25 protein-coding genes and 2 tRNA genes are annotated in these 22,931 nt (G+C 50.8%); 21 read left to right on the forward strand and 6 right to left on the reverse strand.

Annotated features, from left to right (window positions below; translation table 11 throughout):
* The first annotated feature begins 120 nt into the window (after window positions 1-120).
* Complete coding sequence (locus LX98_RS07805) at window positions 121-366, forward strand: hypothetical protein (protein ID WP_496428369.1); 246 nt, start codon at window positions 121-123, stop codon at window positions 364-366.
* 105 nt (window positions 367-471) lie between these two features.
* Here the strand turns inward: LX98_RS07805 and LX98_RS07810 are convergent, their stop codons facing one another.
* Window positions 472-711 (reverse strand): hypothetical protein, encoded by a 240-nt coding sequence (locus LX98_RS07810; protein ID WP_496428370.1) that lies wholly within the window; start codon window positions 709-711, stop codon window positions 472-474.
* A 221-nt stretch (window positions 712-932) separates the two neighbouring features.
* On the opposite strand from LX98_RS07810, the gene LX98_RS07815 reads away from it, so the two are divergent.
* The 12 genes from LX98_RS07815 to LX98_RS07870 all read left to right on the forward strand — a co-directional run bounded on the left by LX98_RS07815 (window position 933) and on the right by LX98_RS07870 (window position 11,654).
* Entirely contained in the window at window positions 933-1,310 is a 378-nt protein-coding gene (locus tag LX98_RS07815) for a DoxX family protein (protein WP_496428371.1), read from the forward strand.
* Between the two features lie 19 nt (window positions 1,311-1,329).
* A complete protein-coding gene (gene trmL / locus LX98_RS07820) occupies window positions 1,330-1,794 on the forward strand; it encodes a tRNA (uridine(34)/cytosine(34)/5-carboxymethylaminomethyluridine(34)-2'-O)-methyltransferase TrmL (protein ID WP_496428372.1) in 465 nt (154 codons plus the stop codon).
* 215 nt (window positions 1,795-2,009) lie between these two features.
* Window positions 2,010-3,368: a 2-dehydropantoate 2-reductase gene (locus LX98_RS07825; RefSeq protein ID WP_496428373.1), complete on the forward strand. Its 1,359-nt coding sequence runs from the start codon at window positions 2,010-2,012 to the stop codon at window positions 3,366-3,368.
* 5 nt (window positions 3,369-3,373) lie between these two features.
* Window positions 3,374-4,669 carry an alpha-amylase family protein gene (locus tag LX98_RS07830; protein ID WP_496428374.1) on the forward strand — a complete coding sequence of 432 codons (1,296 nt, stop codon included), beginning with the start codon at window positions 3,374-3,376 and terminating at the stop codon, window positions 4,667-4,669.
* A gap of 99 nt (window positions 4,670-4,768) precedes the next feature.
* The gene (gene ndk / locus LX98_RS07835; protein ID WP_496428375.1) at window positions 4,769-5,185 is read left to right on the forward strand and encodes a nucleoside-diphosphate kinase; all 417 of its coding nucleotides are present in this window, start codon (window positions 4,769-4,771) and stop codon (window positions 5,183-5,185) included.
* A 138-nt stretch (window positions 5,186-5,323) separates the two neighbouring features.
* Entirely contained in the window at window positions 5,324-6,880 is a 1,557-nt protein-coding gene (locus LX98_RS07840) for a tetratricopeptide repeat protein (RefSeq protein WP_496428376.1), read from the forward strand.
* Between the two features lie 115 nt (window positions 6,881-6,995).
* Window positions 6,996-7,382, forward strand: a complete 387-nt coding sequence (gene gcvH / locus LX98_RS07845) for a glycine cleavage system protein GcvH (protein ID WP_496428377.1) — start codon at window positions 6,996-6,998, stop codon at window positions 7,380-7,382.
* Window positions 7,379-8,779, forward strand: a complete 1,401-nt coding sequence (gene lpdA, locus LX98_RS07850; RefSeq protein ID WP_496428378.1) for a dihydrolipoyl dehydrogenase — start codon at window positions 7,379-7,381, stop codon at window positions 8,777-8,779. The genes gcvH and lpdA overlap by 4 nt, the downstream gene beginning before the upstream one ends.
* Window positions 8,780-8,810: 31 nt before the next feature.
* Window positions 8,811-9,374 (forward strand): helix-hairpin-helix domain-containing protein, encoded by a 564-nt coding sequence (locus LX98_RS07855; protein WP_496428379.1) that lies wholly within the window; start codon window positions 8,811-8,813, stop codon window positions 9,372-9,374.
* A gap of 31 nt (window positions 9,375-9,405) precedes the next feature.
* Window positions 9,406-10,629 carry a tyrosine--tRNA ligase gene (gene tyrS / locus LX98_RS07860; protein ID WP_496428380.1) on the forward strand — a complete coding sequence of 408 codons (1,224 nt, stop codon included), beginning with the start codon at window positions 9,406-9,408 and terminating at the stop codon, window positions 10,627-10,629.
* 121 nt (window positions 10,630-10,750) lie between these two features.
* Window positions 10,751-10,825, forward strand: a tRNA-Gly gene (locus tag LX98_RS07865).
* 496 nt (window positions 10,826-11,321) lie between these two features.
* Complete coding sequence (locus tag LX98_RS07870) at window positions 11,322-11,654, forward strand: STAS domain-containing protein (protein WP_496428381.1); 333 nt, start codon at window positions 11,322-11,324, stop codon at window positions 11,652-11,654.
* A gap of 134 nt (window positions 11,655-11,788) precedes the next feature.
* On the opposite strand, the gene htpX is transcribed toward LX98_RS07870, so the two are convergent.
* Entirely contained in the window at window positions 11,789-12,673 is an 885-nt protein-coding gene (gene htpX / locus LX98_RS07875; RefSeq protein ID WP_496428382.1) for a protease HtpX, read from the reverse strand.
* Between the two features lie 205 nt (window positions 12,674-12,878).
* Here htpX and LX98_RS07880 point away from each other — a divergent pair, with 205 nt between their 5' ends.
* Both LX98_RS07880 and LX98_RS07885 read left to right on the forward strand, forming a co-directional pair.
* A complete protein-coding gene (locus tag LX98_RS07880) occupies window positions 12,879-13,334 on the forward strand; it encodes a cupredoxin domain-containing protein (protein ID WP_496428383.1) in 456 nt (151 codons plus the stop codon).
* Between the two features lie 3 nt (window positions 13,335-13,337).
* On the forward strand, window positions 13,338-14,381 hold the full coding sequence (locus LX98_RS07885) for a squalene/phytoene synthase family protein (protein WP_496428384.1): 1,044 nt from the start codon (window positions 13,338-13,340) through the stop codon (window positions 14,379-14,381).
* A 276-nt stretch (window positions 14,382-14,657) separates the two neighbouring features.
* Here the strand turns inward: LX98_RS07885 and LX98_RS07890 are convergent, their stop codons facing one another.
* Window positions 14,658-15,092: a hypothetical protein gene (locus LX98_RS07890; RefSeq protein ID WP_496428385.1), complete on the reverse strand. Its 435-nt coding sequence runs from the start codon at window positions 15,090-15,092 to the stop codon at window positions 14,658-14,660.
* Window positions 15,093-15,166: 74 nt separating this feature from the next.
* On the reverse strand, window positions 15,167-15,511 hold the full coding sequence (locus LX98_RS07895) for a (2Fe-2S) ferredoxin domain-containing protein (RefSeq protein WP_312641752.1): 345 nt from the start codon (window positions 15,509-15,511) through the stop codon (window positions 15,167-15,169).
* Between the two features lie 202 nt (window positions 15,512-15,713).
* On the opposite strand from LX98_RS07895, the gene ald reads away from it, so the two are divergent.
* The 4 genes from ald to LX98_RS07915 all read left to right on the forward strand — a co-directional run bounded on the left by ald (window position 15,714) and on the right by LX98_RS07915 (window position 18,218).
* Window positions 15,714-16,820, forward strand: coding sequence for an alanine dehydrogenase (ald, locus tag LX98_RS07900; RefSeq protein WP_496428386.1), 1,107 nt, complete (start codon window positions 15,714-15,716; stop codon window positions 16,818-16,820).
* Window positions 16,821-16,839: 19 nt separating this feature from the next.
* A tRNA-Pro gene (locus LX98_RS07905) sits at window positions 16,840-16,916 on the forward strand.
* A gap of 207 nt (window positions 16,917-17,123) precedes the next feature.
* Window positions 17,124-17,747, forward strand: a complete 624-nt coding sequence (locus LX98_RS07910) for a rhodanese-like domain-containing protein (protein WP_496428387.1) — start codon at window positions 17,124-17,126, stop codon at window positions 17,745-17,747.
* A 63-nt stretch (window positions 17,748-17,810) separates the two neighbouring features.
* Window positions 17,811-18,218, forward strand: a complete 408-nt coding sequence (locus tag LX98_RS07915; protein WP_496428388.1) for a hypothetical protein — start codon at window positions 17,811-17,813, stop codon at window positions 18,216-18,218.
* A gap of 76 nt (window positions 18,219-18,294) precedes the next feature.
* Here LX98_RS07915 and LX98_RS07920 read toward each other — a convergent pair whose 3' ends face one another.
* Window positions 18,295-18,924 (reverse strand): hypothetical protein, encoded by a 630-nt coding sequence (locus LX98_RS07920; protein ID WP_496428389.1) that lies wholly within the window; start codon window positions 18,922-18,924, stop codon window positions 18,295-18,297.
* Window positions 18,921-19,841 carry a nucleoside triphosphate pyrophosphohydrolase gene (gene mazG / locus LX98_RS07925; RefSeq protein WP_496428390.1) on the reverse strand — a complete coding sequence of 307 codons (921 nt, stop codon included), beginning with the start codon at window positions 19,839-19,841 and terminating at the stop codon, window positions 18,921-18,923. The genes LX98_RS07920 and mazG overlap by 4 nt, the downstream gene beginning before the upstream one ends.
* Window positions 19,842-19,968: 127 nt before the next feature.
* On the opposite strand from mazG, the gene LX98_RS07930 reads away from it, so the two are divergent.
* Together LX98_RS07930 and LX98_RS07935 are read left to right on the forward strand one after the other, a co-directional pair.
* Complete coding sequence (locus LX98_RS07930) at window positions 19,969-20,370, forward strand: DUF1844 domain-containing protein (protein WP_496428391.1); 402 nt, start codon at window positions 19,969-19,971, stop codon at window positions 20,368-20,370.
* Window positions 20,371-20,547: 177 nt separating this feature from the next.
* Window positions 20,548-22,866, forward strand: a complete 2,319-nt coding sequence (locus LX98_RS07935; RefSeq protein WP_496428392.1) for an ATP-binding protein — start codon at window positions 20,548-20,550, stop codon at window positions 22,864-22,866.
* The last annotated feature ends 65 nt before the right edge of the window (window positions 22,867-22,931 follow it).

Raw genomic sequence — 22,931 nt, forward strand, 5'->3', positions numbered from 1 at the left:
ATACTATGCAAATCCATTTAATCATTGCTTAGCAGGATTAAAAAGGGGGTGATAGCACAGGAGTAGGATTCCGAGATTTGTGTTAACCGTCATACTAAATTTTAGGAGAAGGAGTTTATTATGGCTGTACATATGGTCGAAAACTATGTTCTTCGGTATGCCTTGGAACAACAGCGTCCTTGGTTTATTTTTCATTATAAAGTGGCTGGAGCTTGGAAAAATGTGAATTGGTTTCCCGCAAAGGAGAATGCCGTCTATCTTTCCGATATGTTACGTAATGAGAAGCCGGTCTATTACGTTGAAAGTAGTGCTGGTAAAAAATGGCTGACAACCTCGACTGAGCAAATTGTACAAGAAGAAACTTAGAGTTACTCCTGACAAATTAGGCTAAATTTGATCTCGCATCACGATAAACACCCACTCAATCAATGGCTTGAGAAGGACGCCGCAAAAAGGCGGCGCCTCTCAGCCCTATCGTTCGGCGTCGACACAGAAATTCGCCCGCTCATCAAGGGGAAACCAAGTGTGGGCCTTGCGTTCCCTATTCTCATTGAGCAGAAATTTTGCCCTGGCCTGCGTGGGATGCTCGACCATGAACGTGGGCCGCTGAAGGGGTGAATGAATTCTGGCCCGTGTCGATGCCGATTGTCTCATCGACAACCATTCCGATTTGCCGAGCGAACCTGACTTATCAAATCTCTCCTTCAGCATGCTGCACCTACGTTCGCTCGACTTTTGCGGAAGGCCACAATCAAGAACTGTCTCTAACCGGCGTAGTCGTTAAGATGGCAAGGGGTTGCAGAAATTGGAACAACATGTGTGAGTGTTGCATTATGCTACGAGTTGTCTGTTGTTCTGTCGAATTGAAAAAGGCTTAAGATAAGGGCTGTGTTGGGCTCAGAGCTTTCTTTTTTAAATGGGTTGGAGATGTCATGAAGCGCGTGATGAACATTGTCTTGTGTGTGTTGTTAGGGATTTTCTTTATTGCGGCGGGGGGAGCCAAGCTCATGGGCAGTGAGTCTCAGGTTGAACATTTTGTGCAATGGGGGTATCCCTTGTGGTTTCTGTATTTAACCGGAATCATTGAAGTCGGCGGCGGGATCTGTTTATTTATACCGATGACGCAATGGTATGGCATTGTGGTCTTGAGCATTACCATGGTTGGTGCGGCGTTGACACACCTGAGGGCTGGAGAAATGGGTGCTGTTCCCGTTCCACTTGTGCTTCTTGGTCTTCTGTTTCTGTTGGCTTGGATGATCCGGGAACCTCCCAGGAAGAATGGAGCCAATCACTGGCCTTCCCAAAAATGAATTGGCTGAAATTTCATACATGTTAGATGTTGTCCTCTATGAACCGGAGATTCCTCCGAACACCGGGAATATTATTCGTCTGTGTGCCAATACTGGATTCGGCTTGCATCTGATCCATCCGTTGGGATTTGAGTTGGATGATAAGCGGGCCCGTCGGGCCGGATTGGATTATCATGAATTGGCCCGGATGAAGGACTATCCCACCCTGCAAGACTACCTGAATGCTCACAAGCCCCCCCGTATTTTTGCGATCACCACAAAAGGCCAGCGACCCTATCACGACGTGGCTTTTCAGCCTGGCGATGCCTTGTATTTTGGTCCCGAGACGCGGGGCTTGCCTACCCATATTTTAGAAGCGCTTCCTCCAGACCACCGGTTACGCATTCCGATGCGGCCTGATTCTCGTAGTTTAAACTTGAGCAATGCTGTTGCTGTTGTCGTTTATGAAGCCTGGCGGCAACTGCAATTTCATGGTGCCAAATAAGGCAACGATCCGTAGGCGAGCATCGCTAATTCTGCTAGAGTAGGGGATTCAGATCTCGCATATATACATTTAGAATCTTGAAGCTTGTTTGCTCGGAATCAGATCCTTCGCTCCAGCTCAGGATGACAATATAGTTGAGGCCTCATCGGACAAAGATGTGGCTAGTCAATATCTAAACAATCACACGAATTTTTTTTATTAGGAAAGGTCAACGGATGAAGGAGATTTTAATTGTGGGGGCGGGGTCAGTTGGGGGATATTTTGGGGCGCACCTTGCTCGCCACAATCCGAACGTGTCGTTCCTCCTACGACCGCGTACCAGGGAGGCCGTGGCTAAAAAGGGGCTGACCATCCGGAGCGCGATTGGTAAGAGCTTTACCGTGCATCCCCCCGTAGCTTCCGATCCCGAGGAACTGCCCCGCCCGGATTTGGTTGTGCTGGGGATCAAAGCCTATGACCTGGATGAGGCAATGAATCAGATTGAGCCGGTGCTGAAACCGGATACCATTATCCTGACCCTGCAAAATGGGGTGACGATTGAGGATACCCTGATGGTCCGATTTGGCCGGGAGCGGATTGTGGGCGGAGTGGCATTTATCTATTCCAAGATCGCCGAGCCGGGGGTTATCGACCATTATAAGAAAGGCATGCTGACTATTGGGGAACCGTTGGGGATGGAAACTCCCAGACTCCAAGCCATCCTGGCGTTATTGAAAGGGGCAGGGATTCCCTGTTTCATTAATCCTGATATCCGGCGGGCCAAGTGGGAGAAAATGTGTTGGAATTGTGTGTTTAACCCGTTGACGGTGTTGCTGAATGATCGGGTGGCAAAAGCCTTGGATTATCCCGAGTTTCAACCGGTCATCGCAACCATCGTGCGGGAAGTCTCGGCCGTGGCCATGGCGGTGCACCGTGTGCCGTTGGATGAGGATATGCCGGAGAAGGTCGTCAAGTGGGCCCAAGAACTTCGAGATATCCATACGTCGATGTATGATGATTGGTTGGCTGGACGGCCCACTGAGATTGATGAGCTGAATGGTTTTATTAGCGAACAAGGCAAGGCGTTTGGAGTGCCCACTCCTATGAACGACATGTTGGCGGCGTTCATTAAGGCCATCACCGCATCCACGCCTTCCACCGAGGCCATGATACAGGTGGACGGAGCCATTCTGCAGACTCTCGACTTCACGCGAACGACGCTGGCACAACTTCCTGCCACGCATCAGGTGTCTGAATTGCCTACGTTGATGCCAGGAATGAATGTCTGTGGCGTCAAATTTCAAGCAATACTTGATGTTATAACGCTTAATGTGGGAGCCGACCATGTGACCTTCGAATCGCAGGACGGAAAATTCTCAGCCTGTCTGACCATCAAGCAAGCTGCAGAATTCGGCATTCTGGTGTATGAACAGAATGGCGCGCCGTTTCCTTCCGAACGAGGCGGGCCGTTTCGAGTGGTCACTCCAGGATTGGGTGATTTGTGCGCCAATGTGAAACAGGTTGGCAAAATCATCTTTTCAAAGGGTCTGATTTCAGATAGCCGTCCACCTCAAGTCTGTCCAGAGAAAGAATAAATGTTATGCAGACTTCGCCCCAGGTTCCTCTCATCTACAATTTGTTCCCTCGACTGGCCGGTCCTTGTGATCGCTGGGTCTCGCACGCGGAACGGGCCGCAGGCATGGGGTTTAATTGGCTCTTTGTGAATCCCATTCATCTCCCGGGATTCTCGGGAAGTTTATACGCGATTAAAGAATATGATCTCCTGAATCCGGCATTTCTACCGGAAGGGACTCAGGACCAGCGACTTGATGTGTTACGTCCCACGCTTCAAGGTATTGCCCAATGTGGCCTGGCGCCAATGGTGGATCTCGTATTGAACCACACGGCCATCGATTCCTCTTTAGTGTCCAAACACCCCGACTGGTACATGCGGGATGGTCAGGGAAAAGTTGAACATCCGTATGCGGTTGATCCTGATGACCCCGGCAAGAAAACGGTGTGGGGCGATTTAGCCGAAATTGATAATCGGCATTCTCCGGACCGGGAGCATCTTTGGGAGTTTTGGGGGCAATTGGTTGACCGGTATCTTGAATTAGGGTTTCAGGGATTTCGGTGTGACGCGGCCTATAAAGTTCCTAGTGAGTTGTGGCGCTTTCTTATTCACCGGGCGCAACGCGTGAATCCGCAGGCCGTCTTTTGGGCGGAAAATCTTGGTTGTACCTTGGAGCAGACGCGCGCGCTAGGAGAAGCGGGATTTCACCTTTTTTGTAACAGCTCCAAATGGTGGAATTTCAAGGACGCCTGGTGTTTGAACCAGCATCAGGAATTTCAGTCTATGCCGTCTATTGGGTTTCCTGAATCGCATGATACCCCGCGTCTGGCTGCTGAGTCGGGAGGAAATGAGGCGGTTCAACGCCAACGCTATGCCTTTGCCGCGCTGTTCTCCACCGGCCTCATGATCCCGATGGGGTATGAATTTGGATTTCAACGGTCGCTGCATGTGGTGGAGACCACTCCGGATGATTGGGAATCCCCCAGATGGGATTTGCAGAGTTTTATCCGTGCGGTGAATCACTGGAAGTTGGAGGTGCCGCTCTGGCAAGGGGAGGGGGATTTGATTCAACGGTCAATGACCAACGCCAACCTGTGCGTTTTGGAGCGGCGGTCGTTGGAAGACCCGCACAGTTGGGCACTCCTCTGCCTCAATACCAATGCTCATGAAATGGTTGAGGTAGCCATTGGTGAGTTGGGCCCTCTACCGTCTTCTCCCGGAATGTGGCGTGTCAGTTCGCTGGATCAGCATCCTGGTTCCCATTCCATCCCTGAGCGGGTCGTGTTGCAGCCGGCCGAAGTCATTGTGATTACAGCCTTTTAAGTGTGGTCTTGAGATTGCAACTGAATAGAAGGGGCCGTAAAATGCTCCTTTCTTATTCACAGGGTTTTATTATGGGATTTTTTGGAAAGGACGAGAAGTATGTCAGAGCGGACGTTAGCGATTATTAAGCCTGATGCGGTGGCCAAACATGCGATTGGTGATATTATCCGCCGCTATGAAGAGGCCGGGTTGTTTCCGGTTGCTATGAAAATGATGCGGTTATCCAAAGGAGTGGCGGAAGGGTTTTATGCTGTGCATCGAGAACGCTTCTTCTTTAATGACTTGACGACCTATATGAGTTCGGGGCCGGTGGTAGTTGTGGTGTTGGAAGGGAAGGACGCGGTTAAAACACACCGCGACCTGATGGGCGCGACCGATCCCAAAAAAGCCGAGCCGGGTACCATTCGGGCTGCGCATGGGGCTTCTATTGAGGCCAATGCGGTGCATGGGTCCGATTCCACGGAGAATGCTCAAATTGAGATTCGCTACTTTTTTGCAGAATCCAATCTGGGCTAAGTGGAAGACCATACTGAGCCTGTATTTTAAAACCCACTGACTCCGGCACGCTGCCCGCCAAAAACGGCGGGCATGTTCCTCCTCATAAATCTAGTGTAAGGGTTTAAGGTTCATTTCCATCTACGCACGTATTGCCGTATGACAACGTGGCTGAAAATATGTAGTTTGCTGTTGTGTCTGGGGCTCCTGGCCGGATGCGGGCGGACACGTCCTCCCCAGGGACCACCGGTGAGTGGTGCTATTCCTCCCCCTGCCGTCGAATCCGTGCCGGAAGATCGCGATGAAGGAATCGTGTCATCCCCACCTGAAGTTCCTCCGGATATTCAACAGATGCATGCGCAACTCTTTCAACGGTCAAGGGAACGTTTTGAGGAAAAAGCCTATCCTCAGGCCATCAGCGGACTGACGCGCTTGCTGGCGCTTCTTCCTGGAGAGTCCATTGAAGTCCAAAGCCGATGGTTGCTGGCTCAAGCCTATCGTCAGGTTGGGGAATGGGAAGCCGCCAGGGATCAGTACCGCATACTCATCGTTGCGGGGAGCGCCAATCCTTATCAAGCCGGTGCTCAATTGCAGTTTAATGAACTTCAACGGTTACTTGAACAATTTACGATGCCTCCTCTCGATACTCAGGCCATCCGGTTAACTCTTGAACAATTGCCGGCCAGTGGAGGGTTTGACCAGGGAATTAAAAAGATGAAGGCTGATGGAATTACCACCCTGTTGATTGATTTGGGTTGTGAGGGAGCCGGATTCCACACCGATCAACAGCGGACATCGCGGGCGCCTCGCCATCTACTTGATCTCCAGGCGCTCCTGCGCTCATATGTGGAACGCAGTCATCAGTTGCATCTGTTGGTGTATGTGGGAGTGAATCTCCGTTGTATTGGCAATTGGCATGATTCCCCTCTGCCGGAATGGCGGGACGGCAGGTATAATACGACCACCCGCCAGGTTCAGGATTCCCGGTTTTTTGATATTTTTCACCCGGAATATCAACGGTTTCTCGATCAATTTCTCACCCAACTTTCCGAGGAAGGCGTGGACGGTCTTGTGTTTCTCGACGATTATCCCATGGGGATGTATGACGGGATGTCGCGGTTGGGATTGACCCGTTTTCAAACCGCCTTTGGAGTGAGCTTTGATCCCGGACTTACCTTTCAGTCTGGGTTTGATCCCCTCAGGGCATCGAAATTGGCGAGTCGATCAACCCAGCCTTCAGGCGCTCCTAAGGAAGATCCCGTGTTTTGGCGCTGGGCGGGGTGGAAGGCCCGTGAGCGATTGACTGTTGTTGAGCAGTTGATTGGCCAGCTTCGCAAACGCCACCTGACGGTTCAATGTGGTCTGGAACTTCACCCCCATGGATTGACCGATCCGGTTCGGGCTCTGGTGGACTATGCCCAGGACGCAATGGAAGCCATCCGGCGACCGTTTTCATTTTTCTTTGTGCGGCCGGAAATTGACCGTCACTCCTCGTCCGATCAAGTGTCGGCGATTGAGAAGCTCCGGCGCATTTCGACGAAGGCGGTCTTAACCCGCTTGCTTCCCGTCCTTGACGATCCGCGACGGGTATGGGTGAGTATGCCGGCGGAGAGAGGAAAGCGCATTGTGCCGGGAACAGCGGAAAGCAGTACCTCACTGCTCGGTGAGTTTCCTTCGGGAATCGGTGTCGTGCACGATCTTCGCGCATTTTCTTGAGTGCTCCGGTACTGTCCTTATCACATTGAGCTGGGGTCGCTCGCTTCATGAGGTGCATGGGAGACATTATACAACTAGAGAACGCCATCATTGTTTTGAACAAAAGGGGGTAGGAATGGAGCCACAGGATTTACGATTTCACAAAGAACACGAATGGATTCGCGTTGAAGGGAAAAAGGCGACCTTAGGGATTAGCAATTTTGCTCAGGATGCCCTGGGGGATGTGGTCTTTGTGGACGTTCCTAAAGTCGGAACCTCGCTGCAAGCTGAAGATCAATTGGGAGAAGTGGAGTCGACCAAAGCCACTTCGACGATTTACACGCCGGTTACCGGAAAAATTCTTCAAGTGAATACAGAACTTCAGGACCATCCCGAACTCCTCAATCAGGATCCCTATGGCAAGGGATGGATCGCGGTGCTGGAATTAGGCGATCCTGGTGAGGTGGATGGGTTGATGACGCCGGAGCAATACACGGCATTTTTAGCCTCACAGGAATCATGACCACCTCTCCCCACATTGTCATTATCGGATCAGGCCCTGGTGGGTATGTGGCGGCTATTCGCGCCGCCCAATTTGGGGCCAGGGTGACGATTCTAGAGGAACAGGTGCTTGGAGGGGTGTGCCTGAATTGGGGCTGTATTCCCAGTAAAACCCTGTTGGGCTTTATTGATCTTGGCGAACGGGTTCGGCATGCCCAGCCGTTTGGCCTCAACATTGAGGGGCCTGTGAGCTATGACCTTGCTCGCATGGTTGCACGTAAGGAGGAAGTGGTTCGTGGGCTCGTAAAGGGAATCGGCACTTTGTTGAAGCAGTGGAAAATTACCCACGTGCCGGGGCGAGGCGAATTGGTGAATGACCGGCAGGTGCGGGTTACCCATCTTGATGGGTCCTCATCCACCATTGATGCCGATGCCATTATTCTTGCCACAGGTTCTTCCTGGCCTCAGCTGCCTCAGTTTCCCATTGATGGCCAACGCGTGTTGACCAGTAAGGAGGCTCTGGATCTAACGGAGATTCCCAGGAGCATGGTGATTGTCGGTGGTGGGGTAGAAGGATGTGAGTTTGCCTGCTTGTTGAGCGGGCTGGGATCGGAAGTGAGTATTGTCGAAATGATGCCGTCCGTGCTGCCACTTGAGGATGAAGATACGATTTCCACCATGACGCGTGAGTTGAAAAAACGCAAGATTCAACTCTATCTCAATACGCAGATTACCAATTGGACGGCTGTTGATGAGGGAGTGCAAGCAACGCTGGCTTCGGGAGAAGAACTGGTTGCAGGCCACCTGCTGGTTTCAGTCGGGCGTCGTCTGAACTCCGGCCGGTTAGGGCTGGATCAGGTTGGCGTGCAGGTGGGAACCAGGGGTGAGATTCTGATTAACGAAAAAATGGAAACCTCCGTCCCCGGTATTTACGCGATTGGAGATGTGACGGGAAAATTCATGTTGGCGCATGTGGCCTCGGCTCAAGGAAAAGTGGCGGTCTCAAACGCGATGGGCCGGCCGCAGGCCATTAACTATGATGTCATTCCTGCAGGGATTTTTACCTTACCGGAAATCGGGCGTGTCGGCCTGACTGAGGCACAGGCCCGGGAAGGTGGGTTGACGGTCGCGGTCGGGCGATTTAAATATGCCGGTCTCGGAAAAGCACAGGCGGTTGGTGAGCCCTTTGGACATTTCAAAGTGATTTCGGATGAACAGTCCAAAAAAATTTTGGGCGTCCATATTATCGGTGCTCATGCGGCGGACCTTATTCATGAAGCCGCCATGGCAATGCAGGGTGGGTTGACCGTCGAGGATCTCGCCAACATGATCCATGCGCATCCGACTTTTTCGGAAGGGTTGATGGAGGCAGCCGAGGATGTGGAGGGCATGGCCATTCACCAGGCGCGAAAACGCTGATAATGCTATGAAGCAAAGCCATTGATTCAACATGAAAGACATCGAACCGCCAAGGTCGCTTGCCAGCTCGCTTCAAGTATCTGATAGTCATTCAGGCAAAATTTCCTGGGGAAGCTCGCTCCTCTTGAAATTGGCCTTGTTGGGAATGGGGGTGTTTTTTGTCTATTGGGTCGGTTGGCCGCAACCGTCCCTTTCTCCAGTTGTTCCGCTTGAAAATCCAGGTGTTCAGCCATCACACACCCTTCCTTCCGGTTCCGCGGGTGATCCTGACGAGGTTGTGAACGTAGCACCGTTTGCGGGGAGAAATGTGGTTCATCCTCTTCAGGAGGGGGTGGAAGGAGAAGGTGGGCAATCAAGGGAAGTCGCGGGGTTTACTGTCGACTTGAATGACGGCACCTTAGCTGAATTAGAGCATCTTCCTGGTATTGGACCAATCCTGGCAGGACGAATCGTGGCACATCGAACGTCCCATGGAGCATTTCGACGAATTGAAGACTTGGCTCTGGTGCCGGGTATTGGAAAAAAACGGTTGGAGCAATTGCGCCCCTTTGTTGGTGTCCGAGCCTCAACCATTGCGATAGGGATCGGGAGTTAATTTTTCACTTTTACACAGCGTGGCTTACAAGATGACACCTTCAGAACTTAACCGGCAGCTGGACCTTATTCTTCGTGGAACCGTGGAGGTCATTCAGCTCGATGAATTAAAAGCCAAATTAGCGGAGTCCTTAAAAGCACAGCGTCCCCTCAAGATTAAAGCCGGGTTTGATCCTACGGCGCCGGACCTGCATCTGGGTCATACCGTGTTAATCCAAAAACTCAGGCACTTTCAGGAGTTGGGCCATCAAGTTATTTTTCTCATCGGGGATTTTACCGGCATGATCGGCGATCCAACCGGGGTGTCGGAAACCCGGGTGGCGCTGACGAAAGAGCAAGTGCTGGCCAATGCGAAAACCTATGAACAACAGATTTTCAAAACCCTGGACCCACAGAAAACCCGTATCGAATTCAATAGTCATTGGATGAGTGGCATGCGGGTCGAAAAAATGGTGGAGTTGTGTTCACATTATAGCGTGGCGCGCATGTTGGAGCGGGACGATTTCTCAAAACGATACCGGGAGCAAAAGCATATTAGCGTGCATGAATTTCTCTATCCTTTGGTGCAGGGGTACGATTCCGTGGTGTTAGAAGCCGATGTGGAGTTGGGTGGAACCGATCAGAAATTTAACCTCCTCGTCGGGCGTGACTTGCAGCGGGATTACGGCCAAAAACCACAGGTGGTGCTCACCATGCCGTTGTTAGAAGGCACGGATGGGGTCCGGAAAATGAGTAAGAGCTTTGGAAATTATATCGCCTTGGAAGATCGTCCGGCAGACATGTTCGGGAAGCTGATGTCTATTAGCGATGTCCTGATGCTGCGCTACTACGAACTGTTGACGGTCCGCAATTTGGAAGAGGTCAAGCATCAGCATCCGATGGAAGCCAAACTGGCCCTGGCCGAACAGATCGTTCGTCAATATCATGGAAGCGATGCCGTGGAAGAGGCCAAGGCTGATTTTCAGCAGCGATTTCAAAAGCGGGACTTTCCCGATGAGCCGGATGCCCATGTGAAACTCTCACCCACGGATTTTAACAACCCACAAGATTATTCCATGCCTGTCGTTGACGTCTTGATGCGGACCGGCTTAATGCCCAGTAAATCTGAAGCCAGACGGCTCGTTTCCCAGGGTGGGGTCCAGGTGGACGGAGAAAGGCTTGCGGACCCCAACGGGATGATGACCTTTGAGCCTGGCCGATCCTATCCGATGAAAATTGGCAAGCGAAAATTCGCGATCATTGAATTCAGGCAATAGATTTATCCGGATATATTCGGGAGTGACTGACTTCCGGCACAGCCAATTCGGCCGCTCGCCAATTTTTGGTACCTTGACTACGACTCAGCCCACACCTAGAATGCGAATCCTGATCTCGTGAGCGGGCGTAGCTCAGTGGTAGAGTCCTTGCTTCCCAAGCAAGTTGTCGGGGGTTCAAATCCCCTCGCCCGCTCCAATTCAATCCACCACTTCCCTCATCTTCTTCTGGCGTCGAGTTCTGAACATTTCCGGTTTTTGTCACGGTAGGGAATTCAGGAAAATGTTGGACGGGGACTCGGTCCAGAATCAACCCAGGCTGTCATGGGAAATTGGCTTCTGTATTCGAGACAGTTCATCCTGCTTTCCGCTCTCATTGTGATATCCAATGCCTTCAAGGCCATCTGTCTCGGCTTTTTTGCCAATCACCCTACGATAGACTGTTTGATATCATGACCTCGACCATTCCTGCACTTTCAATTACTTGTCCTCACAATAGAACTGCCTGATCAGGGCAATACCAGCAGTCATCGCAGGTGGGCATGGCGAAGGACTAGATCCAACAAGGCGACGCTAGTTCTATTAGGGAATTGTAGGGGTATGGCTTAAGAGGTTACTCAATCCTGTATGGATAGGTGGCGCAAGGAGAGTAGGTGCGTCAACAATGATCATTCAGGCTTGAGGAGGATTTCCTAATGCAATGGGGACTTCAGATCTTACCGGATGCCGTCGTAATTCGAATATTGGGTTTGCCGGATCATTCTCTCGGGGAGATGTTTGAAAAGGCGGCCGCGCGAGCGATAGGTCTGGACTATCGAAAAGTCCTCGTTGATTTTACTGAGGTGGAATCCATGGGCCCGATGGGGCTGATTTTGTGTGGGTATGGACTCTATCACCTTCAGCAATTGCGTATTCCTGTCGCACTGATACACCCTCCGGCCTCGCTCTTTCCTGTTCTTTGCCGACATGGAATGAAGGAGTTCCCAGTAGTCCATTCCCATGAATACGATGTCAGAACGCTGAATTAACTCGCATTCTCTCCGGCCGTGGACAACAAATCGCTCCTTTGGTTTTGAAACAATCCGGATTGACAAAAAGACGATAAAAAAAAAGGGACTTGGCCATGCCAAGTCCCTTTTTTGAATTACGCCTATTTAACGAGTTAAAGTTGACGTAACGCAGTCACCCTCGCTTCAATCGGAGGGTGAGTCGCAAATATCTGCATGAAGCTATGCGATTTCCCGGATATTTTCATCGTCGCCAGCGCGTCTTGGGAGCTATATTCAAATTGGGTGCGTTGCACCCAACGATCAATGCCCTCCAGAGCAGAGATCATGTGTTCTTTGCCTACGGTGTTGGCTGCGAACCGGTCGGCTGCAAATTCCCGACGGCGGGACCACCAGCTAATGGGAATCATCGCCAGAACGGAGAGAACAATTTGCAGAACGATATATACTCCAAATCCTAGTGCCTCATTACGTTCCGCTACCTGCCGGTAGATAAACCGGCTAATAAAGTAGACAAATGTATTCATCAGACCTGCCAACACGGTTGTGGTAAACATATCGCCGTTGTAGACATGGCCCATTTCATGAGCCAGGACGGCTCGCACTTCACCTTCATTCAGGTTGTTGAGCAGGCCGGTTGAGACGGCCACCATCGAGTTGTTTCTTGTGGGTCCGGTGGCAAACGCATTGGGATCTGGGGACTCATAAATCCATACTTCCGGCATGGAAATGCCTAACTTTTCAGAGATCTTTTGGACAGTATCAAATACGATTCTTTCAGCCTGATTTCCCGGTTCTGTGATTTGCGTGCAGTCTATAAAGGCCCTGGCCATTTGTTTGGAAAAGGCCAAACTGATAAACGCACCACCAAATCCAATGACAAACGCCCATAACAGATCCATTTGAGCGATTGATCCACGGAGATCGATTCCGAAGGCCGGGAGAATCATCTCAGATAACACGGTGAACGAAATTGAAAGGGTAATAAAGATGAGGATATTGGCAATCAGTAATAAACCAATTCCTTTAAGTTTTTTCATAGACAATCTCCCTTAATTGTTCCACATTCGCTTGTGGAAACACGCTAATATGTTCGACTTCATGGTTGATGAAATGATCCCTGTACCAGTGTCCTAAAAAGCAACATAAGGTTTCAACATGTTGGAAGATAACACCTTTTTCGTGAGAGTCAAGAGATGGAAGGGCGTGACCCTTGTCTGGAAAATCGTTATGATATCGTTACTGATGAGGAGATCATTTATTCTGGACATTTTTTCTGTAAATCATTATACACGATTGATATTGAGTCTTGTTGTGGCGATGGGCTGTTGGAGCTTTTCCGACCGTCTATACGCCCAATCCTCGGAGGCTTCCTCGCCTTCAGTGGAGGACCCTTTCGGGCAGCAGGTACTAATCGGTATGGAAAGTTATGCCTTTACGCCATCGGAAGTGGTGGTGAAAGCGGGTCAACCCCTGACCCTGACTCTGAGTAATCAGTCTTTTCTGGTTCCTCACAATTTTTTGCTGGATGACTCCAGCGGGACTCGTCTGGTGGATGTGGATATTTCCAGCGGCGATACGAAAGCTGTCACCCTCACGTTGACCGAGCCCGGTATTTTTCCTTTTTATTGCGATAAACAGCTTCTTTTCTTTCCCACGCATCGTGAGCAAGGGATGGAAGGCCGTCTCATCGTTCGCTAGATTATGCGTCTTTCTCCACCGGATCAACACCTCCTCGGTGAGGTGCTCAAGCGGGTTTCCCGCTCCTTTTATTTAACCCTGGCTATCCTGCCTCGCGCGGTTCGTGCACAAATTGGTCTGGCCTATTTGTTGGCCAGAGCTGCGGATACGATCGCCGATACTGGAGAAGTAGAAGATGGGATCCGCCTGGAATGTTTACGTCTGTTAAAAGGGCAGCTATGGGGAAGTACCACCGATTTGGCACAGATCAAAAAAATCCAGACGCAAGTCCTCACGATACAAAGCAATCCTGATGAGCGTCGCTTATTGGAAGAATTGGAGGGGTGTTTCCGAATTTACCAAAAATGTAGTCCGACCGACCGGTCTCAAATTGCGCAGGTTCTGTCGGTGCTGATTGGAGGAATGGAGTTTGACCTCCATCAGTTTCCCCAAAAAACGGAAGGGCAGGCGGTACGCGCCTTACAGGCGATTCATGAATTTGAATATTACACCTATGCGGTTGCGGGATGTGTGGGAGAGTTTTGGACGAAGATGGTATGCAGCCACCTTCCGGGATTTCGAGGGTGGGATCAGGCCTGTATGATTCCTCTTGCCATTCGTTATGGGAAGGGGTTGCAAATGGTCAATATTCTGCGGGATTTGCCACGGGATTTGAGGAATGGGCGGTGTTATATCCCGACAGTGTTGCTGGATCAGGTATCTCTGACTCCCCAGCAACTGCTCGATGAGACCTCTGCACCCGCATTTCGCCCCCTCTTCAGAAAATTGATACAGGAGGCTCGAGATCATTTAGATCAAGGATGGCGCTATACAATGGCCATACCCCGCCTGGAAATTCGCCTGCGGCTGGCCTGCATGTGGCCGATTTTGATCGGGATCCGTACCTTACAACAGTTGTCGGTGTCCCCGCTTGTGCTGAGCCCGCATTCACCCATCAAAATTGCACGGAGCGATGTCTACCAAATCGTGGCGTCAACCGGACTCACCGGTGGCTGTAGTACTGTGGGTACGGCCTATTGGGGATATTGGAGGAAGCGGATTATTTAATTTACTCTTGCTTCGGTACCAGAAGTTTTTCGCCTTTGCGGAAGACTCCGTAAATGGCCTGAGACGGGCAGGCATCCAGACAGAGACGGCACGATTCCATGCACCGTGACGAATCGAATTTGTAGGGAGGAGTCGAAAGCCAGGCTCCTGTCGGACAAACTGGAATGCAGATCGCATTATGGGTGCAACGATCCGGATGTCGGACCAAGTAGTCTCTTCTCACCATCATAGGGCTTACTCCTTCAAAAAGGGCTCCGGAAAACATTTCAAGCATATTCATTGTGAATGATGATTCTCCCTGTCCCATTGTTTGACTAAATCCTGAATGCGCGATTTGAGTTCAGGAATTCGATCAAGGTTGTTATCAATGGCATTCAGAATATTTTCTAACCTGGCCATGCGTCCCAATTCCTGATCCAAGCGTGTCAGATGATCGTATTCCGTAAATGCGCTGGCATGAAGGGATTCAAGATGTGGACGAGCGGCCACGAGTCCCGCTGTCACCATTTGCGGTTCGTCATGAGCGGGCGGGGTGACCACAAAGCGGCCTTCAGATAGGAGGAGGACGGTATGGGGAGCATGTCCCGGAATCGGGAGGACCTGTTCAATGGAGGCTCCTATCCCGTGTTCCCAGGAGGAGAGCCAGCCGGGAAAGGACTTTAAAAAGGCCACTTTTCGTAAGTTGGCTTTCCATTTGTCTTCATTGCCCATAAGATGAAGGCCATGCGCCGGGTTGTGGCGACAGGTTTAGGGGACCAGTGGTCCGTGTGTAAAAGGACAAGGCATTAGGAGTTGACTGTGGGTAACGAACCATTTTTCCCTGGCATCAGGAGCCGTTCCACAATTTCCCCTTTACCAATATGTCGCTCCATGATTTCGGTGACATCAGCTTCCTGGCCAACCCAATACCAAACGCCTTCGGGATAAATGACGACGCTTGGTCCGTACTCACATTGGTCCAGACATCCGGCTTTGTTTGCGCGGACAATGCCTTTTAACCCTAACCGCTCGACTTCTTTTTTAAAAAAAGCATGTAATCCGACAGATCCTAAGGCTGAGCAACATCCTCGTGGATCTCCCTTGGGCCGTTCATTGATGCACACAAAAATATGATGGGTGAATTTACTCATACTCGTTAAATTCTCATGAAAATAACCGAAAAAGCAAAGGGAAAATAAAGAGCCGATCTTACCTGAGGATTCAGGAACCTGTCCAGGTCACGGGAACAGGTCGGCTGGAAAGTCCTCGTATTTATTGGATAAAACATAGATAGTTCGTGAATAGGATGTGGGCCGGCATCAGGGCCACAGAGAGGTGGAAGGGGTTAAAAATATGGTGATTGGGGTCCCAAAAGAAAGTAAGGATCATGAATTTCGTGTGGCACTGACTCCTCATGGCGTAAAGGAATTGTGCGGTCGCGGGCATCGGGTCGTCATTCAACAGGGAGCCGGAGAGGGGAGTGGGTTCAGTGATGACCTCTATCGGCAAGCCGGTGCAGTTCTGGCCCAAACGATGGAAGCGACCTATGGAGAGGCTCAACTCATTGTGAAGGTCAAGGAACCACAATCGGAAGAGTGGATATTTCTGAGGAAAGATCATGTGGTCTTTACATACCTGCACCTGGCGGCCTCCAAAGCCTTGACAGAGGCTTTGCTGAGGATCGGGTGCGCAGCCATCGCCTACGAAACGACTGAGGATGCAAAGGGACAATTTCCTCTTTTGCGTCCCATGAGTGAAATTGCCGGACGAATGTCGGTACAAATTGGGGCACATTATTTGGAAAAGCAACGTGGAGGTTCCGGGGTCTTGTTAGGTGGGGTGCCCGGAGTTCCGCCAGGGGAAGTCGTGGTATTGGGCTCGGGTGTCGTGGGTTCCTCTGCCGTCAAAATTGCGGTGGGGATGGGAGCCAACGTCACCGTGTTAAGTCTGGATCTATGGCAGTTACGCATTTTGGATGATCACTATCCCGGTCGTCTCGTCACAGTGGCTTCCACCCAGTCCATGATTCACCACTTTCTCTCTCGCGCAGATCTGGTGATTGGAGCCGTGTATCTCCCTGCGGCACGAACGCCTCGAGTGATCACGAGATCCATGATTGCTGACATGAAACCGGGGTCAGTGGTGGTCGATGTTTCGGTTGATCAGGGTGGGTGTGCGGAGACCACCCGCCCGACCACGCATAGCGATCCGGTCTATGTTGTCGATGGAGTCCTGCATTATGCCGTCGCAAATATTCCTGGAATTGTGCCGTATACATCGACTTTAGCCTTGACCAACGCCACGCTACCTTTTATAGTCCAGCTGGTCGAAGAAGGGTTGGAAGGTTCTCTGCGCAACCATCCTGGCTTACGAAATGGCTTGAACGTGTTCAGTAGTCGTGTGACATGCCAAGCCGTTGCCGATGCTCATGGATTACCGTATGAGCCTTTTCCTTCTTGATCAGTAGACTCGTAAGGATCGGGGCGTAGCGCAGACCGGTAGCGCACCGCGTTCGGGACGCGGGGGTCGGAGGTTCAAATCCTCTCGCCCCGACCAGTTATCAATATTCCACTGAATGTTTTTCTCCTACAGTGGTTTTCTGTTTTTTACATATTCTATTAACAGCGAGAGTGTCTCACGCCAAAAAATGTGGGAGACATTCGTCCTGTAGGGCACAAATCCCTTTAGGGCGGTAAGACCACAAAATAACCGATGTTTGAATCGGAGAGGGCCGTTTCTGAGGAAAAGAGACGAATTGGTCAGATGGATAGCCTAGGAATAATTTTCGGCGGCCTCGGTTTGTGTCTCGCGAGTGTGGCGCTCTGGTCTGTTCGGCGACTCCATCAGGACCTTATACGCCTGAAACGTGAACAATATAATCTTGAGCAAAAGGTGGGCGCACTTTCTGGAAAAATTGAATCAGCCGTAGAGCCTTTACGCATCCAGACGGCACTCTTGGCTCGAGGTCAGCGCGTCTCCGATACGTTGATTAGAAATGGCCTGCTGTATCATGAGATTTCCGGCGCGGATGCAGCCCAATGGCTGGGGCCATCTTTCTCTGCATCGAATGTTTTCGTGTTGGATGTCCGCACCAAAGCCGAATTTGCCAAACAGCGAATTCCTGGAGCTAGATTGATTCCTGTCGAGGATTTAGAAATACGGTACCAGGCGGAACTTCCGATCGAATCTGATAAAATCCTGGTATATTGCGCGGGTGGTGATCGGAGTCGTCTTGCCTGCGATTTTCTGAGTCGACATAATTATCCCAATATTTATCTTCTGAAAAATGGATTACAAGGGTGGACGGGCCCCCTCGAAGGGAATTCGAGCGGAGCCCTCATTCAAATATCGTCTAAATCACGAGTGTCTTCACCTTCTGTAGAATAGATCCACGTATTCATCGTCTTCATATTCATCGTCTTCATATTCATCGTCTTAAGGAATGAAATTATGCAGTCAGATTTAATTGTCTTGAATGTGATGGGTCCTTATCGGGAACCACGCGAGCCGGCCTTTTCCTATGATTATTCCGTTCAGCGACCTGATTGGGCAACCGCACAGGGAGTCAGAGTGAAGGTCTCGATTGAAATGGAGCTGGACTATTTGAAAAACTCGATTCTGGGAATCGTGGGGGGATCAGTCGGGCAACAGCTTCGGATTAATCAAATCCTTTCGCGAGCCATTGCAGATAAAAAACTTGAGATTGCCGACGCGGATGGATTGCTGGCTGATCGTCTGGATGTGATGATCGGGCCTTTCACAGACGATTCCATTTCTCTGTTTGCTGAGCTGGATCAGTGGATGAAGGCTGAACAGGCTGTCTTGCGAAAATCTATCCACGATCAGACGGGACTCTGAGAGCCACAGAAATTTTGCGAAGGCAATCTCAGCAGGAGGTATGAGACCCTTCTCCCCTTCAAACATCCCAAATCTATTAGAAGACGCGTTGATAACGTTTGGAATACACCCCCGTCTCGTCCTCACCAAAACCCAGGGACGCATGCTCCGGCGAGTTTTTATTGTACAAGTCAATAGCATAGTGGCCGCGGACATTTTCCATAGCCACTTCGTATGGAATGGAGCTGGGATAAAATTCCCCAGGGGCATGAGCCCCCCGGCCCAAGGCCTTGGCTGATTCGGTCACGCCGTATTGGGCTTCTGAAAAAATATAGATATCGGCAATGGCGAATTCCCCGAGTTTGTCTCCCGGTGTGGTGGGTGGCAAAAGGGTGTCCAGCGTATTATCCAGACGGGCTTTTTGGAAATATTGCAACAGTGCGACCACCTGACTATCTGTGGTGGCCGGAGGAACCAGAATGGTGATGGCTTTCATATCCGCGACGGTTCCGGTCGCCTCATATGTCGGAATGAGGTCAGACGATACGATGTTGTGGAGACCCACGGGGGTCTTGGGGGTGGTTCCCGGTCCCTGATTGGGTAAATTTTTGGATTTAGGAATGATGAGGGTGATGAACAGCCATAAACCAAAAATGACGCCAAACACCACGATAAGCGGGTGGATGCCTACCCGTCGACCCTCTGTTGGTTCTTCTTCCTGGCTCACGTTGTGGCTCCTTCGATGCGTTCGGAAATCTGTGGTGCTTGCCGCTCCAGATGTTTGGCCGCATCCCACCATTTATCGAGTTGCGAAAGCGTATAGTCGCGTAGATCCTTCCCTTCCAACGCAGCTTGTGATTCAACGAAATGAAACCTGGAGATAAATTTATTGGTGGCCCGGCGTAACGCCTCTTCAGGATTGACTCGAAGGAACCGTGAAACATTGACTAAGGCAAAGAACACATCCCCCAATTCTTCTTCAATGGTGCTTTGAACCGTCGGGTTTTCTGGTCGAAGAGTCCCTTCCGAAGACGACGGAATACTATCCGCAGCGGCAGCATATAATTCATTCAATTCTTCTTTGAATTTTTCCAAGGCCGGCTCAATGGTCTCCCAATCAAATCCTGCGCGCGAGGCGCGTTTTTGGACTTGAAAGGCACGCTGGAGAGCTGGAGCGATTTTGGGAATCCCCTGCAAAAGTGACTGAGGTCCCGGTTGAGTGGCTTGTTCCTGTTGTTTGAGTTGATCCCATTGCCGGCTTACATCTTGGGCTGTTGTGACAGGTGAAGCATCGGTGGTCTGCTGAAAAACATGGGGGTGCCGTCGAATCAGTTTGTCGGCTAAACCGTTGGCCACGTCATTGAATGAAAATTGATTCTGTTCTGAGGCAATTTGTGTATGAAACATAATCTGTAGCAAGAGATCCCCCAATTCTTCCTTGAGGGCGGAAGGCTTTCCGGCATCTATGGCTTCCAGCACCTCATACGTTTCTTCAAGAAGATGGGGTTTGAGGGACTGACTCGTTTGTTCACGATCCCAAGGGCAGCCGTCGGGTCCACGCAATCTGGACATGATCGCCAGTAAATCCGACAAACATGTGGTCGGAGAAGCGGAGGAGAATTTTTCCGGAGATGGTTGTTTCATGAGATTGCCAAAAATTTAGAGTTAGGTGCCAGGGCATTATACCCGTTTTCTCCCTCAGTGTAAGTCCTGGATTCTTGATAGAGACCATCGGTTAGTGCTAGTGTTTTCCCACTATGGGAGGTGTCCGATGAGCGAAGAAGAACCAGGGTTTGTGATTCGGGATAAACGAGGGCGATCGGAGCCAGAAGCCTCTCCTCCACCACCGCCAGATTCCTCTATGGCGCAACCCCATTCTTCGGCCGAATCATCTCATGCGCCTCATCCTCCCTTGTCATTTTCATCTTTTGTCTTTTCCCTCGGAACCTCATCTCTCATGCTGATGGGAGAATCTCTGGATCCCCAACAGCCCGCACCGCCCATGAATCTTCCCCAGGCCAAGGAAATTGTTGATATCTTATCTTTGCTGGAAGAGAAGACCAAAGGGAATCTTACGTCTGAAGAAGCGTCCGTCTTAGGAGATATGCTCTATACCCTGCGGATGAAATATGTCAGCGTCACGTCAGGGAAGGGCAGTACGGTTTCTCCCTAATTCCCGGCGAACCCTCTTCCTTCCCGCAAGCTTCCAGGCGAGTGCTCCTCATGTCGCCCATAGGCAGACAGACGAATCGATAGTGGGGATGTGGTCGCGCCTTGCGCTGTTCCTGTTCTTGATCAATAATGATCATAGTTGACTGGCCCTTGGATGATATTCTCCCACTGACATGCCGTGAACCTTCTTTCAGAACCGCTCACTGAATCCCGGAAATTTCCTCGAACGGGGTTGTCGTCCACGTCGAGCGAGCCGGGTGTTCCCTCCCACAGTTCCGCCTCGAAGCAAAAACGGCATCATTATAGGCCCGTCTGGATTGTATTGGTTTTGTTGTTGCCGTGCCTGGCCCTTACCCTCTATTACGCGCGGTATGGCTTATCAGGACCCCTGCAACCGGATTCGATACTTCCAAGCCCCAGCTATGCCCTGGTGCTTTTTCTGGTGTACCTGGATAGCGTCGGGTTGGTGGCGCTCACCCTTCTGTTGTCTCGAAATTTAATCCGGGCCTTTTTCGAAAAGCGTCACAAGCTGTTGGGGAAGGGGTTCCGGTCAAAGTTGGTCGCGGCCTTTATCGGCTTTGCCCTGATTCCCACTGTGCTGTTGGCCTTGGTGGCCAGCGGGGTCATCAGTGAAGTCATCGACGTGTGGTTTAATGATCAGATTATGCAGGTCTTACGGGACTCGGAAGAAGTCGCCCATCTCTATCAAGAGGAACGCGAATCATTAACAGCGGATACGGCGCGCGCCATTAGCAAGGAAATTTATCGAGAAGATATATTAAGGCCGGAACATCGGGAATTATTGAAAGCCATTATGGCCCGTATGCAACAGGAATATCATTTAGCGGGCGTGGAGGTCTTTTCGCCAAAAATGGAGACCCTGGCCCGCATGATGGATCCCAAGTTGTCTGATGCGGTGTTGAGCCTTCCTGTGGGGCAATTGGTGCTCCATGTCTTGGATACGGGTCAGCCCCTGTCTTCGGCCCAGGAGGCTCCGGTGGGGAAACTTATCCGGGCAGCGGCGCCGATCCGGGGAAATGGTCAAACTGACCGAGTGTTTGGCGTGGTGGTGGTGTCGTCCTATGTGCCGGAAGTCTTGGTCATGAAAATGGATGGAATTGCCAAACAATTTGAAGAATACCGGCAGATTATCTCCATGAAAAATCCGATCAAGGGTGGAGCCTATTTGTTTGTGGCCGTGGTAACGGTGCTGATTTTATTTGGCGCCACCTGGTTCGGGTTCTATGTGGCTCGAGGGATTACGGTCCCCATCCAACGACTGGCTGAAGGAACCGAAGCGGTCGCCAAAGGTAATTTAGATGTGAATATCGACGTCAAGGCCACGGATGAAATTGGAACCTTGGTTCAGTCGTTCAATCGGATGACCGCCGATCTGCGCACCAGTAAATCCAGTTTGGAAGAAGTGAATATGTCGCTGGTACGATCCAATGTGGAAATCGATCAACGTCGGGCCTACACCGAAGCGGTGGTGGAAACCATTGCCGCCGGAGTGTTATCGATTGATATGGCCGGTCTGATTTCCACCTTTAACCCCTCCGCTGAACGGATAATCGGGGTGAAGGGAGACGACTTGCGTGGACGACCGGTCCATGACGCGTTCAAGTCCTTTAACCTGCAACTGTTTCAGAAAGCCTATGACCAGATGCTCCAGGAACAGACGGAGAGTGTGTCCATGGATGGCCAGATGGAAACACCCAATGGCCGGCTCTTGACCGTAGGCCTCAATATTTCCAGAATGCAGAACGATGCCGGTTTGGACCTGGGTTTTGTGTTTGTGTTTGAAGATCGAACGGAATTCATTAAGGCGCAAAAAACGGCGGCCTGGCAGGAAGTGGCGCAACGCATTGCTCATGAAATTAAAAATCCCTTAACCCCGATTCAATTGTCGGCCCAACGGTTGCGAAAAAAATACGCAGAAAAGTCTACAGGATTTGATGAAATATTTGATCAGGCCACCGGCGTCATTATTAGCGAAGTCACCCGGTTAAAAGGGATGGTCGATGAGTTTTCGAAATATGCCAGAATGCCGCTTCCCCAGATGCGGAAAGCATCCCTGCATGACATCATCGAGAAAGTGATCTCCCTCTATACCGGGGCTCATCGTGACATTGAATTTATTGTCGAAATTGATGAAGACCTTCCCACATTAAATTGTGATCCGGAGCAGATGCACCGGGTGTTGGTCAATTTGTTTGATAACGCAATCCAGGCCATGAACGATCACGGCCGTCTCTGGGTGACGACGGAGTGCGATTGGCGGCGGCATCGGGCCGTGGTCAGGGTGGCGGATGAAGGGATGGGGATTCAGCCGGATGATCACAAAATGTTGTTCGTGCCGTATTTCTCAAAAAAGCGGACGGGAACAGGGTTGGGATTAGCCATCGTGCATCGTATAATCTCCGATCACAATGGGACCATTCATGCGGAGAATCATCATCCAAAAGGTGCGTTATTTACATTCGAATTGCCGTTGTAGGGGAGGGGAGCGTCAGTGGCTGGACTGTCTTTTCTCCGGAAGGGTTGTCTCGCGTGACACACGTG

The organism is Nitrospira marina (assembly GCF_059568365.1).

Bases quoted from the DNA above. Each gene is read 5' to 3' on its own strand.
- LX98_RS07870 (WP_496428381.1), top strand. From the start codon at position 11,322: ATGCAATGGGGACTTCAGATCTTACCGGATGCCGTCGTAATTCGAATA.
- tyrS (WP_496428380.1), top strand. From the start codon at position 9,406: ATGACACCTTCAGAACTTAACCGGCAGCTGGACCTTATTCTTCGTGGA.
- trmL (WP_496428372.1), top strand. From the start codon at position 1,330: ATGTTAGATGTTGTCCTCTATGAACCGGAGATTCCTCCGAACACCGGG.
- LX98_RS07805 (WP_496428369.1), top strand. From the start codon at position 121: ATGGCTGTACATATGGTCGAAAACTATGTTCTTCGGTATGCCTTGGAA.
- htpX (WP_496428382.1), bottom strand. From the start codon at position 12,673: ATGAAAAAACTTAAAGGAATTGGTTTATTACTGATTGCCAATATCCTC.
- LX98_RS07810 (WP_496428370.1), bottom strand. From the start codon at position 711: ATGCTGAAGGAGAGATTTGATAAGTCAGGTTCGCTCGGCAAATCGGAA.
- LX98_RS07885 (WP_496428384.1), top strand. From the start codon at position 13,338: ATGCGTCTTTCTCCACCGGATCAACACCTCCTCGGTGAGGTGCTCAAG.
- lpdA (WP_496428378.1), top strand. From the start codon at position 7,379: ATGACCACCTCTCCCCACATTGTCATTATCGGATCAGGCCCTGGTGGG.
- LX98_RS07815 (WP_496428371.1), top strand. From the start codon at position 933: ATGAAGCGCGTGATGAACATTGTCTTGTGTGTGTTGTTAGGGATTTTC.
- LX98_RS07910 (WP_496428387.1), top strand. From the start codon at position 17,124: ATGGATAGCCTAGGAATAATTTTCGGCGGCCTCGGTTTGTGTCTCGCG.
- LX98_RS07830 (WP_496428374.1), top strand. From the start codon at position 3,374: ATGCAGACTTCGCCCCAGGTTCCTCTCATCTACAATTTGTTCCCTCGA.
- LX98_RS07930 (WP_496428391.1), top strand. From the start codon at position 19,969: ATGAGCGAAGAAGAACCAGGGTTTGTGATTCGGGATAAACGAGGGCGA.
- gcvH (WP_496428377.1), top strand. From the start codon at position 6,996: ATGGAGCCACAGGATTTACGATTTCACAAAGAACACGAATGGATTCGC.
- LX98_RS07890 (WP_496428385.1), bottom strand. From the start codon at position 15,092: ATGGGCAATGAAGACAAATGGAAAGCCAACTTACGAAAAGTGGCCTTT.
- LX98_RS07915 (WP_496428388.1), top strand. From the start codon at position 17,811: ATGCAGTCAGATTTAATTGTCTTGAATGTGATGGGTCCTTATCGGGAA.
- ndk (WP_496428375.1), top strand. From the start codon at position 4,769: ATGTCAGAGCGGACGTTAGCGATTATTAAGCCTGATGCGGTGGCCAAA.
- LX98_RS07895 (WP_312641752.1), bottom strand. From the start codon at position 15,511: ATGAGTAAATTCACCCATCATATTTTTGTGTGCATCAATGAACGGCCC.
- mazG (WP_496428390.1), bottom strand. From the start codon at position 19,841: ATGAAACAACCATCTCCGGAAAAATTCTCCTCCGCTTCTCCGACCACA.
- LX98_RS07825 (WP_496428373.1), top strand. From the start codon at position 2,010: ATGAAGGAGATTTTAATTGTGGGGGCGGGGTCAGTTGGGGGATATTTT.
- LX98_RS07855 (WP_496428379.1), top strand. From the start codon at position 8,811: ATGAAAGACATCGAACCGCCAAGGTCGCTTGCCAGCTCGCTTCAAGTA.
- ald (WP_496428386.1), top strand. From the start codon at position 15,714: ATGGTGATTGGGGTCCCAAAAGAAAGTAAGGATCATGAATTTCGTGTG.
- LX98_RS07840 (WP_496428376.1), top strand. From the start codon at position 5,324: ATGACAACGTGGCTGAAAATATGTAGTTTGCTGTTGTGTCTGGGGCTC.
- LX98_RS07880 (WP_496428383.1), top strand. From the start codon at position 12,879: ATGAGGAGATCATTTATTCTGGACATTTTTTCTGTAAATCATTATACA.